General features: G+C 66.7%; 22 protein-coding genes. 12 read left to right on the top strand and 10 right to left on the bottom strand.

Going from position 1 to position 23,875, the window contains the following annotated elements; genetic code table 11:
• Positions 1–111: 111 nt before the first annotated feature.
• Entirely contained in the window at positions 112–573 is a 462-nt protein-coding gene (locus tag FKO37_RS41460) for a MarR family winged helix-turn-helix transcriptional regulator (RefSeq protein ID WP_134665620.1), read from the top strand.
• A gap of 68 nt (positions 574–641) precedes the next feature.
• Here the strand turns inward: FKO37_RS41460 and FKO37_RS41455 are convergent, their stop codons facing one another.
• The gene (locus FKO37_RS41455; protein WP_037811824.1) at positions 642–1,895 is read right to left on the bottom strand and encodes a glycosyltransferase family 4 protein; all 1,254 of its coding nucleotides are present in this window, start codon (positions 1,893–1,895) and stop codon (positions 642–644) included.
• A gap of 531 nt (positions 1,896–2,426) precedes the next feature.
• On the opposite strand from FKO37_RS41455, the gene FKO37_RS41450 reads away from it, so the two are divergent.
• Complete coding sequence (locus FKO37_RS41450) at positions 2,427–4,241, top strand: glycoside hydrolase family 2 protein (RefSeq protein ID WP_037811823.1); 1,815 nt, start codon at positions 2,427–2,429, stop codon at positions 4,239–4,241.
• A gap of 500 nt (positions 4,242–4,741) precedes the next feature.
• Here the strand turns inward: FKO37_RS41450 and FKO37_RS41445 are convergent, their stop codons facing one another.
• From FKO37_RS41445 to FKO37_RS41435, 3 genes are read right to left on the bottom strand one after another with little or no spacing between them, the layout of a single operon-like run.
• Positions 4,742–5,233, bottom strand: coding sequence for a glutathione peroxidase (locus FKO37_RS41445; RefSeq protein ID WP_037811822.1), 492 nt, complete (start codon positions 5,231–5,233; stop codon positions 4,742–4,744).
• A gap of 17 nt (positions 5,234–5,250) precedes the next feature.
• Positions 5,251–6,780, bottom strand: coding sequence for a glycoside hydrolase family 57 protein (locus FKO37_RS41440; RefSeq protein WP_238607923.1), 1,530 nt, complete (start codon positions 6,778–6,780; stop codon positions 5,251–5,253).
• On the bottom strand, positions 6,777–7,550 hold the full coding sequence (locus FKO37_RS41435) for a bifunctional 2-polyprenyl-6-hydroxyphenol methylase/3-demethylubiquinol 3-O-methyltransferase UbiG (protein ID WP_238607922.1): 774 nt from the start codon (positions 7,548–7,550) through the stop codon (positions 6,777–6,779). Before FKO37_RS41435 ends, FKO37_RS41440 begins: the two co-directional genes overlap by 4 nt.
• 53 nt (positions 7,551–7,603) lie before the next feature.
• Here FKO37_RS41435 and FKO37_RS41430 point away from each other — a divergent pair, with 53 nt between their 5' ends.
• Positions 7,604–8,035, top strand: coding sequence for a hypothetical protein (locus FKO37_RS41430; RefSeq protein ID WP_037811819.1), 432 nt, complete (start codon positions 7,604–7,606; stop codon positions 8,033–8,035).
• Here the strand turns inward: FKO37_RS41430 and FKO37_RS41425 are convergent.
• The gene (locus FKO37_RS41425; RefSeq protein WP_043839119.1) at positions 8,013–8,852 is read right to left on the bottom strand and encodes a DegV family protein; all 840 of its coding nucleotides are present in this window, start codon (positions 8,850–8,852) and stop codon (positions 8,013–8,015) included. The genes FKO37_RS41430 and FKO37_RS41425 overlap by 23 nt on opposite strands.
• A gap of 243 nt (positions 8,853–9,095) precedes the next feature.
• Between FKO37_RS41425 and FKO37_RS41420 the strand changes: the two genes are divergently transcribed.
• From FKO37_RS41420 to FKO37_RS41405, 4 genes are all read left to right on the top strand, one after another.
• Positions 9,096–9,881 (top strand): electron transfer flavoprotein subunit beta/FixA family protein, encoded by a 786-nt coding sequence (locus tag FKO37_RS41420; RefSeq protein ID WP_037811817.1) that lies wholly within the window; start codon positions 9,096–9,098, stop codon positions 9,879–9,881.
• Between the two features lie 28 nt (positions 9,882–9,909).
• Complete coding sequence (locus FKO37_RS41415) at positions 9,910–10,869, top strand: electron transfer flavoprotein subunit alpha/FixB family protein (protein WP_037811816.1); 960 nt, start codon at positions 9,910–9,912, stop codon at positions 10,867–10,869.
• Positions 10,870–11,046: 177 nt separating this feature from the next.
• Positions 11,047–11,829 (top strand): GNAT family N-acetyltransferase, encoded by a 783-nt coding sequence (locus FKO37_RS41410; RefSeq protein WP_037811815.1) that lies wholly within the window; start codon positions 11,047–11,049, stop codon positions 11,827–11,829.
• Positions 11,826–12,716 carry a 1-acyl-sn-glycerol-3-phosphate acyltransferase gene (locus FKO37_RS41405; RefSeq protein WP_037811814.1) on the top strand — a complete coding sequence of 297 codons (891 nt, stop codon included), beginning with the start codon at positions 11,826–11,828 and terminating at the stop codon, positions 12,714–12,716. Before FKO37_RS41410 ends, FKO37_RS41405 begins: the two co-directional genes overlap by 4 nt.
• Before the next feature lie 425 nt (positions 12,717–13,141).
• On the opposite strand, the gene FKO37_RS41400 is transcribed toward FKO37_RS41405, so the two are convergent.
• Positions 13,142–14,047 carry an NADP-dependent oxidoreductase gene (locus FKO37_RS41400; RefSeq protein WP_037811813.1) on the bottom strand — a complete coding sequence of 302 codons (906 nt, stop codon included), beginning with the start codon at positions 14,045–14,047 and terminating at the stop codon, positions 13,142–13,144.
• A gap of 357 nt (positions 14,048–14,404) precedes the next feature.
• Here FKO37_RS41400 and FKO37_RS41395 point away from each other — a divergent pair, with 357 nt between their 5' ends.
• The 3 genes from FKO37_RS41395 to mnmA all read left to right on the top strand — a co-directional run bounded on the left by FKO37_RS41395 (position 14,405) and on the right by mnmA (position 18,129).
• Positions 14,405–15,769, top strand: a complete 1,365-nt coding sequence (locus FKO37_RS41395) for an MFS transporter (RefSeq protein WP_134665612.1) — start codon at positions 14,405–14,407, stop codon at positions 15,767–15,769.
• 64 nt (positions 15,770–15,833) lie between these two features.
• On the top strand, positions 15,834–17,030 hold the full coding sequence (locus tag FKO37_RS41390) for a cysteine desulfurase family protein (protein ID WP_037811811.1): 1,197 nt from the start codon (positions 15,834–15,836) through the stop codon (positions 17,028–17,030).
• 4 nt (positions 17,031–17,034) lie between these two features.
• Complete coding sequence (gene mnmA, locus FKO37_RS41385; protein WP_037811810.1) at positions 17,035–18,129, top strand: tRNA 2-thiouridine(34) synthase MnmA; 1,095 nt, start codon at positions 17,035–17,037, stop codon at positions 18,127–18,129.
• A gap of 5 nt (positions 18,130–18,134) precedes the next feature.
• Here mnmA and FKO37_RS41380 read toward each other — a convergent pair whose 3' ends face one another.
• The 4 genes from FKO37_RS41380 to FKO37_RS41365 form a co-directional block, all read right to left on the bottom strand.
• A complete protein-coding gene (locus FKO37_RS41380) occupies positions 18,135–19,409 on the bottom strand; it encodes a DUF222 domain-containing protein (protein ID WP_238607921.1) in 1,275 nt (424 codons plus the stop codon).
• A 151-nt stretch (positions 19,410–19,560) separates the two neighbouring features.
• On the bottom strand, positions 19,561–19,956 hold the full coding sequence (locus FKO37_RS41375; protein ID WP_051728874.1) for a GNAT family N-acetyltransferase: 396 nt from the start codon (positions 19,954–19,956) through the stop codon (positions 19,561–19,563).
• A gap of 100 nt (positions 19,957–20,056) precedes the next feature.
• Positions 20,057–21,100 (bottom strand): MBL fold metallo-hydrolase, encoded by a 1,044-nt coding sequence (locus tag FKO37_RS41370; RefSeq protein ID WP_037811804.1) that lies wholly within the window; start codon positions 21,098–21,100, stop codon positions 20,057–20,059.
• Positions 21,101–21,204: 104 nt separating this feature from the next.
• Complete coding sequence (locus FKO37_RS41365) at positions 21,205–22,029, bottom strand: hypothetical protein (RefSeq protein WP_238607920.1); 825 nt, start codon at positions 22,027–22,029, stop codon at positions 21,205–21,207.
• A 20-nt stretch (positions 22,030–22,049) separates the two neighbouring features.
• On the opposite strand from FKO37_RS41365, the gene FKO37_RS41360 reads away from it, so the two are divergent.
• Together FKO37_RS41360 and FKO37_RS41355 are read left to right on the top strand one after the other, a co-directional pair.
• Entirely contained in the window at positions 22,050–23,084 is a 1,035-nt protein-coding gene (locus tag FKO37_RS41360) for a methionine synthase (RefSeq protein WP_037811800.1), read from the top strand.
• Positions 23,085–23,156: 72 nt separating this feature from the next.
• A complete protein-coding gene (locus tag FKO37_RS41355; protein WP_037811798.1) occupies positions 23,157–23,867 on the top strand; it encodes a hypothetical protein in 711 nt (236 codons plus the stop codon).
• Positions 23,868–23,875: the final 8 nt, after the last annotated feature.

Below are 23,875 nucleotides of genomic sequence, written 5' to 3'. Positions count from 1 at the left end.
GACATGAGAGGCTTGACGAACGCACAATTGCATGCACGCACATGTGCTATACAAGAGGTCTCGGCGTCACTTCTCGACGCTGGACAAGGCTTTGCCGGAGAGGTCGTTCGCGTGACCACCACACCTTCCCCTGGCCGCAAGCAGGCCGGTGCGAAACTCACCACCCTCGGCGCGATGTGGCCCCGCATGATGGCCCTTCGCAGCCGGATCGACCATGAGGTCGAGCAAGCCCTGCAACGCCAGTTGCACCTGGGCTTCTCGGAATTCGTCGCCCTGATGTCGCTGGCCGATCGCCCCGACGGCGAACTCCGCATGCAGGAGCTCGCGGACGCGACGTCACTCAACCAGAGCTCCGCGACCCGCCTGGTGGGCCGGCTCGAGCGGACCGGTCTGACCGAACGACGTCTCTGCGAATACGACCGCCGAGGCGTCTACACCGGAATCACCGACGCCGGACGAGCCACGTTGCGCAAAGCCGTCCCGGTCTACGAAGCAGCCTTGGCGAACGCTTTCGACCGCGTGGCAGCGGACCCCGATTACCGCGACCTCATCGCCGCCGTCGATCCCCGCTGAAAGCGCTCTGACCAGGTATTCGCCACTGAACGGCGAATCTCGCCGACCACCTGCGACCAGCGTTTAACTTACACCTCGAACGCATTGCCAGTCGCGATCTTCGGCCGTCCCAACTCTACCGGTTCGCCGACCCGAGCCCGCCGATAAACCTCGACGGTCGCCTCAGCGATCCGTCCCCAGTCGAAGTCCGCGCCCAGCCGGGCCTGTGCTGCACGCGCGCGCCGGGTCGCAGCCGGGACGTCGCTCAAGACAGTCGTCACGGATGAGGCGAGACCCGCGACGTCACCTGGCGCGAAGGCCAAGCCGGTCTCCCCGTCGATGACAACCTCGCCGAGCCCGCCCGCGGTCGACGCCACCAACGGCGCTTTCGCGGCAGCAGCCTCCAGCGCGACAATCCCGAACGGCTCATACCGGCTCGGCAGCACGACCGCATCGGCCGCAGCGAGGAGAGCTCGCAGGTCGCGGTCGGAAAGATGACCGACGAAGTCCACCGCCCGGCGAATCCGCAGCTTTCGAGCCTGCGCGACGAGTTCGTCGTGATGTCGCCCTTTACCGGCGACGACCACCCGAGTCCCCGGAAACCGTCGGCGGATCCGGGGCAGCGCGGCCAGCAGGTCTTGCACGCCTTTTTCCCACTCAAGCCGGCCGAAGAACAGCAGGAACGGAGCCCCGTCCGGGCTGTGCTGCTCCCGCATCCTCGCGACCTCGCTGGACGACACGCGCCAGCTGCGCCCCTCGATGCCGTTGTGGATCACCGCGACGTCAGCAGGGTCGATCTCGAAGAGGTGCGCGACCTCCTTGCGCATGGCCTGCGAACAGGTGATCACCGCGTCGGCGCGGTTGGCCAGCCACCATTCGACCGAATGCACCTGCTGGTTGAGCGGATGCGACAGCCACCCCGAATGCCGGCCCGCTTCGGTCGCGTGGATCGTCCCGACGAGCGGCACCCGGGCAGCCTCGGCGACCGCGATCGCCGGATGCGTGACCAGCCAGTCGTGGGCATGGACGACGTCGGGTTGCCACGTGCGGAGCAAATCCTGCGCCGCCCGGATCATGGCGTGGCCCATGGCGAGGGTCCACGCGACGAGATCCCGCTCGAAAGTCAGGTGCATCGGATCCTCGGCCACGCGGACGACCCGGACCCCCTCGATGACCCGATCGCTGCGCGGATGTGTCGAGGCGTCGGTGCCCGCGGTGTGCCGGCAGAGGACGACGACGTCGTGGCCCTGCTGCGCGAGGTGCCTCGCCAGCGCGTGAACGTGCCGGGCCAGCCCGCCGATGACCACCGGCGGGTACTCCCAGGACAACATCAGCACGCGCATGGCCCGAGGTTACTCGCCAGTCGCTTACCCCGGGGCGGCCGCCCGAACGACCGGCGGAAAGCCTCGCCTTCTGCTGGCGAAAAAGTGCCTGAGCAGGCAAGAACGAGCTGGTCAGAGCGTTTCGCCAAAAAACGGCAAAAGGTCCGCGCAGCCGCTCCGACGGCTCGCGACCACCGCATCCCCGCAGCTCAGCACCCCGCCGCGGTCCGCAGGGAGCACCAGGCCGAATACATACGTTCCTGCTGCAGCCACCCACCGCGACCAGCAACCCTCACGCGCCGCGGCACGCCTACTGCGCCCGCGGGCGAAGCGCGCTGACGAGCTGCTGACCAGCGATTAGCCACTCAGTGGCGATGAGGTTGTCGACGGCATCTCCACCGTCTCGCCGGGGGACCCCCCACCGAGGACCAGTTGCCAGCCAGCGACCACCGACAGCCGACATGACCGTCGCGCAGGGCCTGGGTCGTCGGCTGCCCAGGTGGCGCCCAAGCCATGCCGCGGAACGCGATTCTCATGCCACCATGACCAGTGATGACTCCAACAGAGCCCGAATGGCAGCGAGCGGATCCGCCACTGACCACCCCGTGGACCGACCGAGTCGACCCGGCCGCGGTGCTGCCCGAGTACCCACGCCCCCAGCTCCGCCGGCCGGAATGGCTGAGCCTCAACGGCGTCTGGGAGTACGCAGGATGGCCCGCTTCGCCCGCGGAGCCGCGCCCTGTCGGGTACAGCGAGCGCATCCTGGTTCCCTTCGCGCCGGAATCGGCGCTCTCCGGAATCGGCCGACGCGACGAAGTGCTCTGGTATCGGCGGTTGTTCGAGGTTCCGCAAAGCTGGCGCGGGCGACGGGTGTTGCTGCATTTCGGTGCAGTCGACCAGAAAGCCGAGGTTCGGGTCAACAACCAGACGGTGGTCACCCATGAGGGCGGGTACACGTCGTTCTCCGCGGACATCACAGACGCGCTCCGTGCATCGGGACCGCAGGAAATTACCGTTCGCGCAGAGGACCGTACGGACATCGAGCCGTACCCGATCGGCAAGCAGCGCAACGAACCTGGCGGTATCTGCTACACCCCGACGTCGGGAATTTGGCAGACCGTCTGGGTCGAGCCGGTGCCGAACGAGCGCGTTTCCTTCCTCGAAATCACCTCGGACCTATCAGGCGTCTCTGTGTTCCCGCAGGTCACCGGTGGCGCTCAAGTGGAGCTGATCGTTTCGCCGCCAAACGGCGACGAGGCAGTACGCGTTCGGAGCTCCGCCGGCGCGCGGCTGCGAGCCAACCTTCCGGAACCGCATCCGTGGTCTCCCGACGATCCGTTTCTCTACGACATCACCGTCCGGCTTCTCGATGCGCACGGTGATGTATTGGACGAAGTCGCCAGTTATTGCGGCCTGCGAACGGTAGAAATCGTCCCGGATGTCGACGGACAGCCACGGATCGCTGTGAACGGCCGGATCACCTTCCTGCACGGACCACTCGACCAGGGCTACTGGCCGGACGGCGGTTACACCGCGCCGACAGACGAGGCGCTCCGGTTCGATCTGGAGAAGACGACGGAACTCGGGTTCAACCTGGTCCGCAAGCACGTCAAGGTCGAACCCGCGCGCTGGTACTACTGGGCGGACCGGCTGGGTTTGGCGGTCTGGCAGGACATGCCGTCACTGGTCGTCTCGTTCGCCGGACCGCCCGGGCACGCGCCGGATCCGCTGCCCGAAGGACAACAACGGTTCGAGGCCGAACTGCGGGAAATGGTCGCGCAGCTGAGCAACGTCACGTCGATCGTCGCCTGGGTGCCGTTCAACGAAGGCTGGGGAGAATTCGACACTGCCCGGATTGCCGCGCTCGTAAAGGAACTCGACCCGACTCGGCTGGTGATCGCCAACAGCGGCGTGAACTGCTGTTTCTCTCGCCCCGACACTGGTGCTGGCGACATCTACGACGACCACACCTACGTCGGGCCAGGGGAGCCGCACGAGGGGGACCATCGCGCCCTGGTGGACGGTGAATACGGCGGCCTGGGCTTGGTGCTCGACGACCACATTTGGCCAGGTCCGCCCAACGCCTACGAAATGACGGCGGATTCCACGCATCTCACTCGCCGGTACGCGGAGGTGAGTGAACGCCTCGAACGGTTGGTTTCCGATCTGGGGTTGTCCGGCGCGATCTATACTCAGACCACTGATGTAGAGAACGAAGTGAACGGCCTCCTCACCTACGACCGCCGAGTGGAAAAGCTCGACTTCACCGACGCCGCGAACCACAACCGAGCGGTGATCGCGCGTGGTTCGTATCCCGACGTGAAGACCGCGGCCGAACTGGCTGGCGAGGCTTCGGACAGCCGTTGACCTGCAATTCGCCGTTGAGCGGCAACGCGAGACAGGCAGCCCTGCACTGGGCTGCGGCCTGGGGGACGAACCAGGCCGACTTGCGATTCGCCGCTCACTGGCGACGAACTGGCCAACGGTGTTTCGAAGCTGCCAGGGTTTCGTCCAGTTCGGACATGGCGGGTCACCGTCCACCGTGCTGTGCCGACGTCACTGCCGAATTAGCCTTTGAACGGCGACGGCATCCTCGGTCGTGGCACCGGCCTGACGTTGTGGTGCGCGGTGACGTCCACTCGTGGCGACTTATGGCGCTGGTCGTCAGTCGCCGATAAGTGGCGACACCACCGCGGACAAGCAGAGGTGAGGAACGCCGGATCTTTCGCCACTGAGCGGCAACGGCAGCAAACGGCTAGCGCTGTCTCCTTGGGAAGCCAGCCGCCTCGGCGTTTGCCAGCAGTTGCCGAAAAACGGCAAATGCCCTCCGGCCGCGATGAACGCTGGCCGGAGAGCAGGACCGGAGCTCAAGCAGGCAGCGCCGCTTCGATCGCCGCGACGATCGTCTCGTCTTCGGGCTCCGTGCGCGGCCGGAAGCGACCGAGCACCTTGCCGTCCGGGCTGATCAGGAACTTCTCGAAGTTCCACTGCACGTCACCGGCTTCGCCGTCCGCGTCGGGAGTTTCCGTGATGCTCGCGTAGAGCGGGTGCCGGTCTTCGCCGTTGACGTCGACCTTTTCGAACAGCGGGAAAGACACACCGTACGTGGTGGAGCAGAACGTCTGGATCTCCTCCGCCGTGCCTGGCTCCTGACCGGCGAACTGGTTGCAGGGGAACCCGACGACCGAGAAGCCCTTGTCGCCGTAGCGTTCTTGCAGGCGTTCCAGGCCGGTGTACTGCGGCGTCAACCCGCACTTCGACGCCACATTCACCACGAGCAGCGTCTTGCCGGCCAGCGGTCCGCCAAGAGTGGCGTCTTCGCCAGACAGAGTCTTGAGGGGCAGGTCGCGGATTCCCATGGAGTTCCTTTCGATCGTCATGCGCGAGGACGCCGCAGGGTGCGCGCGTCCAGATGTCCGAACGGGCCGTCGGCCCGGCGGTATTCCTCGGCCAGGGCGAGCGCGCGAGAGCGATCTCCGCTGCGCAGCAACCCTGCCAAGGCGTCGAACCGCTCGGTGTGCACACGAGCGCGCCGGCGGGCGTAGTCGGCGGCGGAGTCTTTGGTGACCATGAACGCCCAGTCGCTGGACAGTGCCATCATCGCCTCGGCGACGGCCTGATCGGCAACGGCGTCGCGAGTGGTCCCATCCTGCTTATCGACCAGGTCGAGCAGGCGGGCCTGCAGTGCGGTGTTGTCCTGCACCATGTCCGCGACCTGCTCGCCGTCCCATACACGCCAGTCCTTGCCGGAACCCCATGAGGATGCGGGCAGCTGGACCGGTTCGCCTAGGTGGCCAGCCTCGAGCGCGCCGCGCAACGTGGTCACCCGGACGCCTGCTTCGGGCAGTGCGCGCAGGATTCCTTCGAGCCACGCGGGCCCTTCGTGCCACCAATGTCCGAAGAGTTCCGTGTCGTATGCCGCAACCACTAGCGACTCGCGGCCATGTTGCTCGCGGAGAGACCTCAACCGCGCGACGACTGTCTCGACGAAATCCTTGACGTGCGAACCTAGAACGTCTGCGGCGAGCGCAGGATCGTATGGAGCTTTGTCTTGTGGCTCAACGGTTTTTCCGGTGACGCGCGACGCCTTCAGTCCGACTTCATGTGCCCAGGTGTGGAAATCCCGATACGCGGCATGGCCTGGATAGCCGGCTTTCGGCGACCAAACCCGGTAGGTGACTTCGAGATCGCGGCCGAAGCAGACGACGTCGGAGTCTCCGACGGGATGCGCGGCCGAAGTGTCACCATGGAGTGAAGGGCCGTCGACAAGGAAGCGTCGCACACCGGCATCGTGATAATCTTGTTCCATCCCCGGTGCGTAACCACATTCAGGTGCCCAAATACCTTCTTGTGCGCGGCCAATGCGCAGCGCGGTGTCCTCGAGCCCGGCCTGGAGAGCGAACCGTCGCACTCGCTGGTCCAGCAGCGGCTGGAACGGATGCGCCAGCGGCCCGCCGAGCAGTTCGATCGTGTCACTGTCCACAAGCGACCGAAGAACCGGCGAGAAACCGTGCCGCCAGCGCGTTTCCAGCTCTTCGGTGGCGTGCATCGCGGCCTGGTGCTCAGCGGCTGCCAAGTCGCGCAGCAATGGATCGCCGTGCCAGAGCGTCGATGCGTGCTGCGTGCGCAGCTGCCAATGGCCGATCCAGTCGTGGCAGGCGCGGATGGCGTACGGATCGTCGAGCTGTGCGGCGAGAACCGGTGTCATGCCGAGTGTCAGGACGTCGCGTCGCCCCTCAGCGGCGAATCGGCGCAGCAGGTCGACGACCGGCAGGTACGAATGCGTCCACGCCTGGTACAGCCACTCCTCGCCGACCGGCCAGCTGCCATGGTGCGGCAGCCACGGCAGGTGGCTGTGCAGGACGAGGCAGAACGTGCCTTCGTAGGCGGGATTCCGGACGCTCACGGGCGCACCGCCACGGCCACCAGGTCGAGGCACGCGTCCAGGTCGTCGCTGTGGACGGCGAAGTCGTCGGCCCGGATCGCCGCGACGTCCGCGAGGAGGTCGGCGGGCCAGGCGGCCTGTCCGGGGAGAGAGCCCATGACGACGTCTAGTTGGGCGTCGATGATCGAGCCGCCGTAACGGGTTTCCATGGTGCGCAGGGATTCCGCATGGTGCAGCCCGCTCAGCGCCGCCACGGTGAACCCGGCTGCGCGCAGCAAGTCGTCCATTTCGGACGGTGCCAGTTCGCGCGTGTGGAACGGGTTGAGCGGAGTGTCGCTGTCCGGCGTGAAAGTGAGCCGATTCGGGGTCGTGACCAGCAGTTTTCCGCCCGGGCGCAGGACCCGGAAGCATTCGGCGAGGAAACCGTCCTGGTCCCAGAGGTGCTCGATCACCTGGAAGTTCGCCACCACGTCGACCGCGCCGTCCTGCAACGGGAGGTACGCGAGGTTCGCGCGCGCGACGTCGACACTTGGGTACCTGCGTGCGACGTGCTCGGTGGTCGGTACGTCGTAGTCCAGTGCAAGCACTCGCCGGGCATGCTGGGCGATGAGCCCGGCACCGTAGCCCTCGCCGCAGCCGGCTTCGAGCACCGTCGCGTCGGTGCAGTGGGGGAGGAGGGCGAGGTATGCGGCTTCATGGCGGCGGAACCAGTAATTTTCCTCGGGGATGCCGGGGACGGTCCGTTCGCCGGTGAGGTGCAGTGCCTCGGTCCGGGTGGCTGCGTTGGTCACCTGCGCGACCCTAGCGCCTGTCACGTTTCGCGCAGCCGTCTCGTTCCAGCGGTATGCAACGGACGATCACGCGCATCCTCCTGATCCTGCTCGGTCTCTACACCCTGGTGCAGGGGCTGTGGCCGCTGCTCGACCCGATGGGGTTCTACCAGGACTTTCCCGGTTTCCGGCATGGCTGGGTCTCCATGGACGGGCCCTACAACGAGCACTTCATCATCGATTTCGGCGGCCTCAGCCTGGCGCTCGGCGCGATGCTGGTGGGCGCTGCCGTGATGGGCACCACAGCTGTCGCGAGGCTGGTGGCGATCGCGGCGTTGCTGTTCGCCGTCCCGCACCTCGTCTACCACGCGGGTCACGTCGGGCACTATCCGCAGCTCGACCAGGTGCTCATCATTGGCGGGCTCGCGGTGACGGTCCTGCTGCCGCTCGTGGTGCTTGTGGTCCCGGGGCGGCGAATCGAGATCAGTTCGACGGCGACACCGTGATGCTGAGCGCACCCGGGCCGACGTGAGCGCCGATCACGGTGCTTGCGTCGCCCACCACGATCTCGCCCGCGCCCGGCACGCGTTCCCGCAGCCGCCGGACGATCTCGTTCTCGTCAGAGCCGAACCGGGTCACCGCGAGGTCCACCGGCTGGTCGCCCGCGGCCTTCACCGCCAGGTCGACGAGCCGGTTCATCGCTCGTTTAGTGCCGGGAACGCGGGCGAGCGGGCTCACTTCTCCATTGCGGACGGTGAGCAGCGGCTTGATCGCGAACGCACTTCCGAGCATCGACTGGGCAGCGCCGATCCGTCCTGATCGCCGCAGGTACTCGAGCGTGTCGACATAGATCAGTTCGGTCGAGTTGCGCACTCGTCGTTCCGCGGCGTCCAACACCCGTTCGAGCTGTCCGCCGGCCCCGGCGACCCGGGCGGCGGACACCGCTGCGTAGCCGAGACTCATGCTCGCCGTCCCGCTGTCGAGGATGTGCACCGGAATCCGGACCTGCTGGGCGGCTTCGCGGGCGGCTTCGACGGTCTGCGAAAGCCGTCCGGAGATGTGCAGGCTCACGATGGCGGACGCGCCGGCGGAGGCCGCGTCCTGGTAGCTCCAGAAGAACGCGCCCGGATCCGGCGGCGAAGTCGTGACGGCCGCGCCGGATTTCATCGTCTGGATGAGCTCGCTCCGGTCGAAGCGGTGCTCGTCGTCCGTCTGGTCGCCGACATGCAGCTGGACCTGGACGACACTGATTCGCCACTGAGCGGCGAGTTGCTCGGGCAGGCACGAGGTCGAGTCGGTGACTACGGCGATGTGCGCGGACATGGTGCCGGAGCGTAACCCCTAACGGCCTACTGCGAGTAAGTGACCGTTGCTCCGATCGGGCGAGCGGCGCGCTGGAAGGGCTAACCGGCCAACTACTGGGACGATGGTCCCATTAGATTGCTCATCCAGGTGAATGCCGTCACCTCGAGGGGTCCGGCCGCGGAATTGCCCCTAATCTACCGCTCAGTAGAGCACTGTCCCGCGGCCGAGAGCCGGCCCCAACCGGGAGGTCGAAGAAGACCCATGACGAACATCGTTGTCCTGGTCAAGCAGGTACCGGACACCTACTCGGAGCGGAAGCTCTCCGGTTCCGACAACACCCTTGACCGCGAATCCGCCGACGCCGTGCTCGACGAGATCAACGAGAAGGCCGTCGAAGAGGCCCTCAAGATCAAGGAAGCCGGCGAGGGCGAAGTCACCGTGATCTCGGTCGGCCCGGACCGCGCGACCGACGCGATCCGCAAGGCGCTCTCCATGGGCGCCGACAAGGCCATCCACGTCTCCGACGAGGCGCTGCACGGCTCCGACGCGATCGCCACCGCGAAGGTCATCGCCGCCGCCGTCGGCAAGGTCGAGGGCTTCGACCTGATCCTGGCCGGCAACGAGGCGTCCGACGGCCGCGGCGCTGCCGTGCCCGCGATCCTCGCCGAGCTGCTCGGCGTGCCGCAGCTGACCTACGTGCGCCAGCTGACCGTCGAGGGCTCCGCCGTGAAGGCCGACCGCGAGACCGAAGACGGCATCACCCACCTCGAGGCGAACCTGCCGGCGCTGGTGAGCGTGAGCGAGAAGATCAACGAGCCGCGTTACCCGTCCTTCAAGGGCATCATGGCCGCGAAGAAGAAGCCGGTCGAGACGCTGACCATCGCCGACCTGGGCATCGACGCGGGCGAGGTCGGCCTCGCCAACGCGTGGTCGACGGTCGTCGAAGCCTCGCCGAAGCCGCCGCGCACCGCGGGCGAGAAGGTCGAGGACGAGGGCGACGGCGGCTCGAAGGTCGCTGAGTACCTGGTCGCGCAGAAGCTCATCTGAGACACGGTTTCGAGGAGGATTCCGGAAAATGGCTGAAGTACTCGTCCTCGTCGACCACGTCGACGGTGATGTCAAGAAGGTCACGCTCGAGCTGCTGACCGCTGCGCGCGCCCTCGGCGAGCCCTCCGCCGTCGTGGTGGGCCCGACCGGCACCGCGGCGAAGGCCAAGGAAGCGCTCGCCGGCCACGGCGCGGCGAAGGTGTACGTCGCCGAGGGCGACGACGCCGCCGGTTACCTGGTGACGCCGAAGGTCGACGTGCTCGCGAAGCTCGCCGAGCAGGTCTCCCCGGCCGCGGTGCTAGTCGCCGCCAGCGCCGAGGGCAAGGAGGTGGCCGCGCGGGTCGCGCTGCGGCTGGGCTCCGGTCTGCTCTACGACGCGGTCGGCGTGAACGCTGACGGCACCGTGGACCAGTCCATCTTCGGTGGCGCGTTCTCCGTCAAGGCCAAGGCCGCCAAGGGCGCGCCGGTCGTGTCGGTGCGTCCGGGCGCGGTCGAGGCGGAGGCCGCCGACGGCGCGGCCGCCGAGGAGACCGTCGAGATCCCGGCGCAGGACCCGGCGAAGTCCGCCAAGATCACCGGCATCGAGCCGGTCGTCGGCGGCGACCGTCCGGAGCTGACCGAGGCGTCGATCGTCGTGTCCGGTGGCCGCGGCGTCGGCTCGGCGGAGAAGTTCGACGTCGTGGAGAAGCTGGCCGACTCGCTCGGCGCGGCTGTCGGCGCGTCCCGTGCGGCCGTCGACTCCGGCTACTACCCGGCGCAGTTCCAGGTCGGCCAGACCGGCAAGACGGTGTCGCCGCAGCTGTACATCGCGCTCGGCATCTCCGGCGCGATCCAGCACCGCGCCGGCATGCAGACGTCGAAGACGATCATCGCGGTCAACAAGGACGCCGAGGCCCCGATCTTCGAGATCGCCGACTTCGGTGTGGTGGGCGACTTGTTCAACGTCGCGCCGCAGCTGACCGACGCGGTCGACAAGCGCAAGGGCTGACGCTTTCTTTTCGCGCGGAAGGCCGTCGCGTGCTCGCCACGCGGCGGCCTTCCGCGTTCTCCGGAAGCTTCCCGGCTGCCTGAGAGGAATCTGAGAACCCGCAATTAACTCAACGTGCACTGACCGGTCATCGATTGGCACTCTCCGAGGCCGCTTACCGGCAGGTACACCTTGACCATGACGTCGTCACAGCTCCTCGTCAGTACTGATCAGGCGGGTGCCGACCTTCCCGCAGGCGCTCCGCGGTATTCGCTTCTGGTAGCCAACGGGAACGATGAAGTGCTCGCCGCACAGAAACTGCGATACCGGGTTTTCGCCGAGGAGATGGGGGCGGAACTGCATTCCCCGGAGCCCGGCCGGGACGTCGACTACTTCGACGAATTCTGCGACCACCTCGTCGTCCGCGACGACAACACCGGCGAGATCGTCGGCTGCTATCGCATGCTTCCGCCGGAGCGCGCCGCGCAGGCTGGAAAGCTTTATTCGGACAGCGAATTCGACCTGACGACGCTCGCCGCACTGCGGCCGTCCTTGGTCGAGACCGGACGGTCTTGCGTCCACCCCGACCACCGCAGCGGCGCCGTCGTGAGCCTGGTGTGGGCCGGGATCGCGCGCTACATGCTCCTTTCCGGACACCGCTATCTCGCCGGGTGCGCTTCGGTCCCGATCGACGACGGCGGCAGCTATGCCGCGGGCGTCTGGGATGTCTTGCGCACCAAGCATCACGCCGACGACTCGTTGCGCGTCTCGCCGTTGACGCCCTGGGAACCGGGCGCGATCCCACGTCCCGACCGGGCCATGCTTCCGCCGCTCATCAAGGGTTACGTGCGGCTCGGCGCCAAAGTGTGCGGCCCGCCGGCTCTCGACGCCGACTTCGGGGTCGCGGACTTTTTCGTCCTTCTTGATCTGCAGCAGGTCGACGAGCGTTACTTGAAGTTCTTCCTCGGGGCGCAAGGATGAGCCACGCATGGATGCCGACGTCGCCCTGCGGTGACGGTTGCCTCACCGACGGCGCACCGACGGTCGGCCTGCCGCGACGGATTTTGCGTTTCACCGCAGCGGTTTCAGTAGTCTTCGCGGCGTTGCTGCTCGCGCCGGCGTTGCTGGTGATTCGCGGCCGGAGCCGGGAACGCTTGGTGCGCCGGATCTTCCGGGCAGTGCTGAGGGCGTTCGGCGTGCGGATGTCCGTGGTCGGCGGCGGGGACTTCCTCCTCGCCGCCCCCGCGGGTCGCGGTGCGCTCGTGGTGAACAACCACATCTCGTGGCTGGACATCATTGCGATCAACGCGCTGCGCCCGATGCGGGCCCTCGCGAAGATCGAGATCGCCTCCTGGCCGATCTTAGGGGCGCTTGTCCGTCGCGGGGGCAGCATTTTCCTGGACCGCAACCGTTTGCGCGCTCTGCCGGACACCATGTCCGAACTTGCCGACAGCCTCCGCGCCGGCGCGCTCGTCAACGTGACTCCCGAGGGCACCACCTGGTGCGGCTTGGCCTCCGGCCGCTTCACGACGGCCACCTTCCAAGCCGCGATCGACGGCGGTGTTCCGGTCCGGCCGATCGCCCTCCGCTACCGCCTCGCCGATGGCCGCGAAACCAGTCAGCCGGCGTTCATCGGACCGGAGTCGCTCATCGCGTCTTTACGCCGGGTCGCCGCGCTGCGCGGCCTGGTGCTGGAAGTGCATGTGTGCCCGGAGATCGCTCCCGGCCGCGCAGAGGACCGCCGTTCGCTGGCCGCCCTTGCCGAAGCGGCTGTCCACTCGGCCCTCGGCACAGTCCGCATCCCGCCGCAGCGTCGTCGCCGGGTTCTCGTCGGCCGCCCTGCGGATTCCCAGCCGGTTGCGCACTGACGAACCCCCTGGTCACGGGGCCGCGGAGGGGAGTTGCCGTTTTTTGGCGACACCTTCTCCGCGGCTCCCAGCCCAGCCGCGGTTAGCCTTTCGGCTGACAGTGGACCAGCCCATTCGCCACTCAATGGCGACAGCCGCCCGACTCGCCTCACCGCCGGATGGCTACCCGCTCGTCGCCTGTAACCGCCACCTCGTCATCCGCCACTCGCCTCCCAGCGGCGAATCACTCAGGTCGGCGCGCCTAATTTCCGCGACTCACATCTCTCGCCGCTGAATGGCGACAGTCGCGTATCGTCGGCGCGTCTGCCCACGGTGCTTAGCCTTTTCGCCACTGAGCGGCAACGGCCCACGCGCCGCGGTCGCCGTAAACCGGCAACACCAACTTGCCGAGCCGTGTCGTCCTCAAGGCTAGCCGACGAACATGGTCAAGAAATGGCAAGAGTCAGCTTCCCGCCGGGGTGCCCGTTCCGGCTCTCCTCTTGCGCAGCCGCTGCTTCCGCCAAGGGGAACGTCTTACCCTGCGCAATCCGCAACCCGTTGTGTACATATCCGAGGATCTCGTTCAGGACCTCTTGTGTCTGTCCGTCCTGGCCACCAGACGAAAACGGCACTCCGAGTTCGAAGGCCGCACCGTCGGCAATGGTCACGATGCGATCCTTCGACCCGCGCAACTCGATCGATTCCGGCAAAACGCCATGGCCGGACGCGTCGAACACCGCATCGACCGGTCGGTCCGCCACTGCACGGACCCGCTCGAGCCACCCGTCGCCGTAACGCACTGGAATCGCACCCAGCGCTTTCACCTCATTGAGATTGTGTTGTCCAGCCGTCCCGATTACCGTCGCGCCCAATGCGACCGCGATCTGTGTCGCGAAACGACCGACAGCGCCGCTCGCTCCGTGGACAACCAACAGCTCGCCAGCTTTGACGTCGAGCAGCCGCAACACGCGCAACGCAGTTTCGCCAGCAACCGGCAACGCAGCCGCGTCTTCCCAGGAGAGGCCGACAGGCTTGCGAACGATCGCACCGCCGAGCGCGTACTCCGCGTATCCGCCGGTCGCCGACCAGCCGAACACCTCATCTCCGACGCCGAATTCAGCACCGTCGCCCACCGCGTCGACCACTCCGGCGATCTCCAACCCCGGAATCTGCGGAGTTTTGAGCGCCGCACCGCCAGCCATCGCCCCCGAACGAATCTTCCAGTCGATCGGGTTGATCCCCGCGCGCCGGACCGCGACCCGGACCTGCCCCGGGCCAGGCTCCGGTGTCGGAACCTCGTTCAGTTGCAGCACTTCGGGCCCGCCGTACTCGGCGAAAGTGATGGCTCGCATCTCGGTTCGCACTCTCCTTCGGTCGCCGTACGTCCTACTTAAAGCCAGCCAGCATCCGGCGCATTCCGAACCGCACGCTCGATTCGCCAGTCAACGGCAAAACCCGGGCTCTGTCGCGCTCGACCACCAGCTCTGAGCCTGATCCATCGTTCTAGGCGACTGCAACGACGTCGCCAGTTACCCGGTGTCATCAACTTCCTGTGCCGAGCGACTCTCGCTCGGCCCGCCGCCGCATCCACGGGCTGACGCCAACCTGAGGCAACGATCCACCCTGGATGCGATCCGCCCCACTGTTCACCCCTGAAGACCTACGGGTGGCTTGACCTCCAGAGCGCTGGAGGTTGCAAGCTTCCGATCATGAGCCAGGCCGTCGAAGCGCAGCCTCGAAAAAGTGTCCTCTGGAGTCGCGAACACCGCCTTGTCACCGTCGGGCTGTTGCTTGTGGTCACGCTGGTGGCCTTTGAAAACATGGGCGTCGCCACCGCGATGCCGACGCTGGTCGCCGAACTTCACGGTCTTGCGCTCTACTCGTGGCCGTTCACCACGTTCCTGGTGGCGAGCGTCGTCGCCACCGTCTTGTCCGGACGGCTAGGCGACCGTCGAGGCCCAGCGCCAGCACTGCTAGTGGGGCCGGCTCTGTTTGCCGCAGGACTAGCTGTCGCAGGCATCGCCACGACGATGCCGACGCTCCTGGTCGGCCGAGCCCTGCAGGGCTTCGGCTCGGGGTTTCTGCTGGTGTCCGTCTCGCTGCTGATCGCACTGACGTTCACCGACCGCGAACGCCCCGTCATCTACGCGGCGAACGCGACCGCTTGGGTTCTCCCCGCGGTCATCGGCCCGTCCGTCGCCGGCGTGGTGACCGTGACGGTGGGCTGGCGATGGGTCTTCCTCGGGCTGCTTCCCCTGGTCGGGATCGGAATTGCTCTCCTTTACAAGATCACTCGCCGCTTGCCTGCCCATGTGCCGCTGCCAGCCGGACGTCGCGCGGGCGTCATCGCCGCCGTCGTCGCCGCGCTCGGCGTTGCCGCCCTGAGCTGGGCCGCCCAACACCCATCGCCTGCCGCAATCGCATACGGAACCCTGGGTCTTGTCGCGCTAGCCGTCGCACTGCGCAAACTCCTGCCTGCCGGAACGATGACCTTTCGCCCAGGACTGCCCACGGTGGTCGCCTCCCGCGCCTTGATCGCCGGCGCATATGCAGGAATGGAGGCGTATCTCCCACTGACCATGACCGCCGTTCACGGCTACAGCCCCGCACTCGCTGGCTTGCCGCTCACCATCACCGCTCTCGGCTGGTCCGCCGCATCCGCCCTCCAAGGCCGGTTCCTCGACTGGTCCCGCGAGGCATCGCTGCGTACTGGTTTCGCACTCGTCGCGATCGGCCTGGTCGGCTTCGGCTTTGTCGCCCAACCGTGGTTCCCGGCCTGGGTGGCCTTCGCTGTTTGCGCGGTCGGCGGGGCCGGGATGGGAATCGCGATGCCCGCCATCTCGGTCCTCCTACTGCGTTACTCCCCGGAGGGAGAGCGCGGCTTCAACACCTCCGCGATGCAGCTCGCCGACTGGGTCGGATCAGCGCTGCTCATCGGGCTCGGCGGGGTACTCCTGGCCGCTGTCGCGTCCGCCGCCCAGCCGTCCTCCGCGATGGGACTGCTCAGTATCGCCCTCGTCCTGCTGGCGCTGCTCGGCGTCCAACTCACGAGCAGGTGGCCGAAACAGGTGTGACGTGCCACTCCGCGGCCCGGGGCGAGCTTCGTCACAGGCCGCATCGGTCTACCCTGATAGAGCGATGACCTATCTCGACCATGCGGCAACGACTCCGATGCTGCCCGAAGCCATTGCGGCGATGACTGAGGCTTTGTCCACCGTGGGCAACGCCTCCGCGCTGCATTCTTCGGGCCGTCGTGCTCGGCGGGCCGTCGAGGAAGCGCGCGAAGTGATCGCCGCCGCTCTGGGCGCGCGGCCCTCGGAGATTATCTTCACCGGCGGCGGTACGGAGAGTGACAACCTCGCGGTCAAGGGCATCTTCTGGGCTCGCCATGGCGAGGACTCGGCCCGGCGTCGCATCCTTTGCAGCACGGTCGAGCATCACGCGGTCCTCGACACTGTCGAGTGGCTTGAGCAGCACTCCGACGCCGAGATCACCTGGCTCGAAGTCGACGACCAGGGCCGGGTCTCGCCGGAAACGCTCCGTGCGGCGATTGAATCGGCACCGGAGACTGTCGCCCTGGCAACGGTGATGTGGGCGAACAACGAGGTCGGCACGGTCAATCCGGTCGCCGCCCTCGCCGCGGTCTGCAACGAGTACGGCATCCCCCTGCACACCGACGCCGTCCAGGCCGTCGGTGCAATTCCGGTCGACTTCACCGCATCCGGCGCAGCCGCACTCACGCTGACCGGTCACAAGCTTGGCGGCCCGTACGGCGTCGGTGCGCTGCTTCTTGACAGGGATACGTCATGTGTCCCGGTCCTCCACGGCGGTGGCCAGGAACGCAGCGTTCGTTCGGGCACTCTCGACGTCCCAGCGATTGCTGGCTTCGCCGCTGCTGTCCAAGCGGCGATCAGCGGCCGCGCAGAGTACGCCGACCGAGTTGAGAAGCTGCGCGACGAACTCGTCGCCGCGGTCTTGCGGGAGGTCCCGGACGCGATTCTTAATGGTCGCGACGGCGAGCGTTTGCCGAGCCACGCTCACTTCACCTTCCCCGGCTGCGCAGGCGACAGCCTGCTGATGCTTTTGGACGCCAAGGGCATCGAGTGCTCCACCGGCTCGGCATGCACCGCGGGTGTCGCGCAGCCAAGCCACGTCCTCCTGGCAATGGGGGCAGACGCCGCCGCGGCTCGCGGTTCGCTCCGATTCTCGCTTGGCCACACGTCGACACTGGACGACGTGCACACGCTGGCGCGCGAGATCGGTGGCGTCGTCACCCGTGCCCGACAGGCCGGCCTCGCCGGCATGCGCAAGCAGACCCAGAAGCAAGAGGTGTAAAGCAATGCGGGTACTGGCCGCAATGAGCGGAGGAGTCGACTCGGCCGTCGCCGCCGCGCGTGCAGTGGACGCCGGCCACGATGTCGTCGGAGTGCACCTGGCGCTTTCAGCTCAACCTGGCACGCTGCGGACAGGTTCCCGCGGCTGCTGCACCATCGAAGATTCACACGACGCTCGCCGGGCCGCGGATATCCTCGGTATCCCGTTCTACATCTGGGATTTCGCGGAGCGCTTCACCGAAGAGGTCGTTGAGACGTTTGTCGGCGAGTACGCCGCCGGACGTACGCCCAATCCTTGCGTGACTTGCAACGAGAAGATCAAGTTCGAGGCGCTGCTTGAGAAGGCGCTCGCTCTTGGCTTCGATGCTGTCGCGACCGGTCACTATGCGCGCCTGGCGACCGTTGACGGCGAATTGGAACTTCGCCGGAGCGCGGACGAAGGCAAGGATCAGTCGTACGTGCTGGCTTCCCTGCAGCCAGAGCAGCTGCGTCATGCGATGTTTCCGCTGGGCGACTCCTGGAAGTCGGATGTGCGTGCCGAGGCGGAGCAGCGCGGGCTTTCCGTCGCGCGGAAGCCGGACAGCCACGACATCTGCTTCATCCCGGATGGCGACACCAAGAAGTTCTTGGAGAAGCGACTCGGCGAACGTCCTGGCGAACTCGTCGATGCAGAGACCGGCGCGGTGCTTGGGCATCACACTGGCGTGCACGGGTTCACCGTCGGCCAGCGGAAGGGCCTCGGCATCGATGCGCCGGCCGCTGATGGGCGACCGCGGTATGTCCTTTCGCTTGAACCTGTTTCGGGCACGGTGAAGGTCGGGTCGTCGGCAGACCTCGGTGTCCACGCCATCGACGCGGACCGCCCGATCTGGCCGAGCGGACGAGCATTGGACGGGCCGACCGAATGCACCGTCCAGGTTCGCGCGCATGGGGGCATTGCCGATGCGGTCGCCGAAGTGGATGAAGACGGACGAGTCTCCATCCAACTGCGGGAGCCGCTGCGCGGTGTGGCACCTGGCCAGGTCGTTGTTCTTTATCGGCAAGACGACCAGGCCGGCGACCTTGTGCTCGGGAGTGCCAAGATTTCTGGCACGCGCTGATCTCTCTACGCGCCTAGGCGTTCCTCCTCAGGCTGTTCCGGCGTGGGCTGTGGATCGTGCAGTGGCGGAGGCGCGCTTTCAGCCGTCTCGCCCGTCGGAGTCGTGACGATCAGCTTCCCGTCCTGCATGACCTCATAGCTCCAGTCGGCTCGATTCTTGAGACGACGGTGACGTAGGCAGTAGCTCAAAGTCGAGTCCGCGTCCGCGGAATCGGGGCCGGTCGGCTCCGTGAGGCAGTTGTGCGCGGGCCGCGGGCAGCCGGGCTGTCGGCACTCACGGTCGCGGACCCGCACGAACTCCTCGACATCGATGTTCGGCCGATACCGGAACTTGCCGACCTCGATCACTTGCCCGGTCAGCGGGTCAGTGATGACCCGGCGGACGATCGTGTCGGGACCAGTCGCGATGTGGCGCGCGAGTTCGGCGGGGATATGACCGTGGCCGGCTAGCTCAGCGGGATTCTCGTTGAGGCCTAGATATGTCTTCAGATCGACATAGAGGTACACCTCGGTCTGCTCGGGAACGCCGCCCTTGCCGCTGAGCAGCAGATCGATCGCGACGTCAGCGCGCAGCTGGTCGAGGGTTCGCTTTTCGTCGCCCGTCTTGAGCGACCGAGCGATCTTGTCGACGCGGAGGTAGGCCGCTGCGGCTTTGTCCGTCGAGGCGTTGTCGATGGAGAACCGCGAGATTCCTTCGCTCTGGTGCTGCAGGATGACGCGACGCTCGGCTTTCCGCTGAGACAGTCGGTTCATCGCCCCATCTGGGTCGATTTTCGTTGCGGCGTAAGCGGTCGCCTTGCGGACTTGGGTCGGGTTCTTGTCTTCCAGCCGGTGTTCGAGCAGGTAGTCGACCATCCGCGCGTGGTGGTCGGACAGCTGGCTGGTGCCGTCGGTGACTTTCATGGCGCGGTAGAGATCGAACTTGCCCTGGTCCATCAGCCGGAAAGTTCGAGGCAGACGGTGGGCCAGAGCTTCGGCCGCGTGGATCATCGCTCCGGCTCGGGTATCGGTGATATGCAAGGCAATCGCGAGCTCGCACGCCAGTTCGTGCGGGTCTGATCTTCGTCTTCGCATGCCCGCCATGCAATGCAACTGCAACGCCTGCAAGCGGGCGATCTGCCGGTTCGCATCCTTCACTGCCGCTATCAACTGGTCTGGCTGCAAGCGATCGAAAAGGCTGAGGTTCGCGTGCATGGTTCGGAGCAGGAAGGCGAGGTCTGCGGTTTCGGTGGTGGTGGTGGTCTGGCCGACGTGATCCGCCGGCGCGGTCGACTTGCTCATGATCGTCACGATACGCAGTTATTCGAGCACAGTCAGCTAAATTGCACGAGGGGACCCCTCGTGCAATCGCTTGGCTTCCGCGTGGCAACTCTGGCACGGTGAAGGCAGGGCTATCGAGCGTGCGGACGGTTGAAGCTGCGGGAGGGAGTGATCAGAGATGCAGCTTGAAACCCGTGTGACTCGCGACGAAGCCCAATCGTTCGTAGAAGCGGTGCGCTGCCGTCCTCGTTGTGTCCGAGGTGAGCTGGACCAGGTTGCAGCCGCGTCGTCGTGATTCGTCGATGGCCCACTGCACGAGTTGTGCGCCCATGCCCGAGCTGCGGTGATCGCGGTGCACGCGCGCGGCTTCGATTTGCCCGCGAAGTGCTCCGCGCCGCGCGAGACCGGGAATGATCGTCAGCTGAAGTGTGGCTACCGGTCGGTCGTTTGACGTTGCGACGACCAGTAGCTGATTTGGGTCTGCATCAATGGTTTTGAAAGCCTGCAGGTAGGGCTCGAGGTCGGCTGGCGAGTCGCGGGTTGCTCCCAGTTGGTCGTCCGCAAGCATCTGGACGATCGCTTCGACATCGTCGGCTCGAGCTCGTCTCACAGTGGTAGGAGGCACGGTAGTTCAGTATTCCAGTGGGTGAGCGTGGGATGGTCGACCGCTACGTGGTCTTGTAGCGGCGAATGCCGTCGACTTCTTCGGCCGTGAGCTTGTTCTGTGAGACCAGCAGATCCAGGTGTGCGCCGGTTTCCAGGACGGCGAGCATCTGATTGAAGGCGTCCATTTCGGACAGTTTGCGGCCGCGGCGGGTCCAGCCGAGGCGGTTGGCGGCTTCGAAAGCGGTGCTTGCCCCTGCTTCGATCTGGGCCGCCATCGTGTCGAGACGTTGCCGGTGGTGTTCGAGAAGTTCGTCGACGCGGGCATGCACGCTGTCGGTGACTGGGCCATGAGCCGGCAGCATTCGCCGGTCCGGCATGCCTCGAACGAGACGGAGGGAGTCGAGATAGTCGTTCAGCGGCAACTCAGCCGGAACTGGCTGGAAGCCGATCGACGGAGTGATGTGCGGGAGCACGTGGTCGCCGGAGAACAACAGGTTTGCTGCGCCGTCGACGAAAACCACATGTCCGTTGGTGTGCCCTGGGGTGTGGACTACGTCGAACTCACGGTCGGGCAGCACCGCTCGCCGGCCGGGCGTCAGCCATTCGTCCGGCTCTTCCCAAAGATTCGCCTCGGTGTGGCGAGGTTCCGAACCGAACAGCTTGCTGAGCGCGGTGATGACCTCTTGTCCGTCGCTGAGGCGAAGGAGATCGAGCTGGGCTTGCATGGGGAACTGGTTTGGGTTGGCGCTCGCGTCCAGTGAAGGCTGCTCGAGCTTGCCTAGGGCGATCCGGTTGCCGAACTCCCGCCGAAGCGCGACTGCCTGTGTGTAGTGGTCGCGGTGGACGTGGGTGATGAGGAACTCACGGACGTCGCCGAGTTCGGCGTCGATCGCCTTGAGTGCGTCGGCCAGCAACTGGCGAGATTCGGTGAGGGCCCATCCCGAGTCGACGAGCACGAGGTTCGCGCCGTCGGTGACGGCGTAGACGTTGACTGCGCGCAGGGCGTCGTTCGGGAGCGGCAAGGGGATCCGGTAGACGCCCGCGGCCACTTCGTAGACCCCGGGATCGGCCCAGTTCGAGTAACTGCCTTCGGGCAACGGCTCCACGGCGACCTCCGTCCAGGCGGGACCTCGGCGTCCCGGACTTTCCTTACATTGGGCCGTATTCCGGTCGCTGTCCACCTGGCGGGGCTGAGACACCGGTCACGTGATCAGCCGGATGGTGCGGTGAGCGCGAGGTCGATAGTCAACGTTGTCGCGATGAGCATGCTGGCCAGCGGCTCGGGGACCTGCTGCGGGATCTCTACGAGACAGGCGTTGCCGCTGAGCGGCGAAAGCTCCGGCGATGGAACTCCGACGTGGGCGACCTCTGCGCCGGCCGGGTCCTCGACCGTGACTTCCCAGCGTTGCCGGCCAGTGGCGATGACGGTGGCGATCGTCTTGCCTTCGGCGCGAAGGGTGAAACGGACGCGGCCTGCGTCGGTCGGGATGATTTCGCCGATTGGCGTTCCGTCCGCGCGGGTGACCACGAAGCGGGCCAACTGGTCCTTCGCGGGTTTCTCGACCTTGAGGACAGTGCTCTGGTTCGCGTCGCGGACCTCGAACATCCGGCCGATGTGCTGGCCGGATTTCCACAGATGCTGAATGACTCTGCGCAGAAAACTGGGCGTCATGACGGCTACGTCGCCGATGTGAAGGCCGTGGCGGTCGAACACGCCGTACTCCTGGCCGACGGTGGTCGGCTTCGGCTCCCGGCTGACGTAAAGGACCGGCTCGGTGAAGAGAGTGCGCTCAAAGGAGCGGCTTGAAGCCCGGCGGCCCGGTGCGCCGGGCATGCTGCCCCGTCGCGGCTCCCGGGCGGATGCGTCACCGGGTGTTTTGCCGGGCGGTGGCGGGGCGGAGCTGGTCATGACGATCCAGACTAACGCGGTGACCGCGAATTCGGTGCAGGCAAAGGGATATGCGGCGAATGTCCGGCTATTGCCGCGCGGCTGGGTGAAGCTTGTCCACAGGGGCGGTGCGGACAGCACCCGCACGTTCCGCGACAATCCGGCCTGTGACTGAACGACCTTGGCCCGCGGGCGCGGCAACGGGAATCGGGTCTATGCCGGGGACCGATCCCGTCGAGGCCGCTGCCGTGGTGTTCGGAGAGCTTCCCGGCTTCCCGTATGTGCCCGAATTGCCGGCTCGTGGCGTCGGTGCCGACCTGGTCGGCCGGACCGCGGCGTTGCTCGTCGACCTGGCGATCGAGGTTGTGCCCAGCGGTTACCGCGTGGCCGGGCGGCCCGGTCACGAGCATCGTCGCGGGCGTGACCTGCTCCAGTGGGACCTCGACGCCGTCCAAGCTGCCCGCGAGAACGCTGGCGCGCCGGCCGTTCTCAAGACCCAGATCGCTGGGCCGTGGACGCTCGGCGCGGGGATCGAGCTTGCCCGCGGACACCGGGTGCTCACTGACCGCGGGGCGTTGCGGGACTTCACCGCGTCACTCCTCGACGGGCTTGCCCAGCATGTCGCGGAGCTGACCGCGAGGACTGATGCACCGGTGGTCGTGCAGCTCGACGAGCCGTCGTTGCCTGCTGTTCTTGCCGGAAAACTGTCGACTCCGTCGGGTTACGGCAACGTGCCGGCGGTGCCTGAGCCTGAGGTTCGGGAGCTGCTTGCGACGACGATCGAACGGATCGGCGCGTTGACTGGGCAGCCAGTCATCGTCCACTGCTGCGCTCCGCGGCCGCCGATCGCGCTCCTCCGTGCCGCGGGTGCCGGGGCCATCGCGTTGGACGTCAGCCTGCTTGCCGGGGCGTCCGCCGAGCTCCTGGACGAGATTGGCGAGGCTTGGGACAGCGGTATCTCGTTCTTCTTGGGCCTCGTACCGGCTACGGACCCGGTGACGGCTCCCGGCCTGAAGGACCTCGCTTCGCCGGCGCTCAAGCTCGTGGACCGGCTGGGGTTCAACCGTTCAATCCTGGCCGAGCGTGCGGTTCCGACGCCGGCGTGTGGGCTGGCCGGTGCCACGAACGAGTGGATGCGCCGCGCGCTCGCTCTTAGTAGCGACCTGGGCAAAGGGTTCGTGGAGCCACCCGAGAACTGGTGATTTCGCGGACGCGCCGCTGCCGTGACGCGTACCGTGGCTGGCGAAGAGAAGCAACCGGGGGAATTTCGAATCATGCGCTTGTTCCGTCGTCGCCGCTCGGAAGCCGACACCGAGGCCGCGCCGCCAGATCCCCGTACGCCATGGCCTGAGCAGCAGGTGCCGTCTGACGCCGTCGCCGCGGCGGCTGCGTTCTGGGAAGGGTGGTACGACCTCCTGCCCGAAGTCAGTGCTGCGCTGGGCGAAGGCGAGCCGCATCGGGTCGAGCACGATCTGTGCGTGCTGGTCGAGGCGCTGCACCCGCGGCTGCACTTCTCGCTCGAACGCGGCCGGACCGCCATCTACGCGTTGGTCGTGAGCGGGCAGGAAGACCCGGAGCTGCGCCCGTACACCGACGCGTGGAAAGCGGCTGGACCGCCGGACGACGCGATCTGGGAGTACCACGATTCGGTGCCTCCGGTCCCGGACCCGACAGAGGTGACGGTGAACCTGGGCGAGCATCGGATCTCGCTGGCCGATGTCCGGGTTGTCGCGCAGGTGGACGATGGCGTGGTCGACGTCGCAGTCCATCATCCGGCGTTCGCGGAGCTGGACGAGGCTGCCCGCACCACGATGACGTTCCTGCCGCTCGACGCGACGTTAGGCGAGCGTCTGGCCGCCGAGAGGCTCCGCCGGGTCGAGACCGCCGAGGCGGTGCCGGAGGGCACGATCGATCTGCTGGAGTTCCGGGAGCTGGTCCGCGGACTGACGGAGCGACCGGACGAAAGTGTCGGTGCCTCCGGCTAGGCTCACCA

It is taken from the genome of Amycolatopsis sp. Poz14 (genome assembly GCF_006704225.1).
Lineage (GTDB): Bacteria > Actinomycetota > Actinomycetes > Mycobacteriales > Pseudonocardiaceae > Amycolatopsis > Amycolatopsis nivea.
Note: the sequence above shows the minus strand (reverse complement) of the source record. Positions and strands in the feature narration are given on the sequence as shown.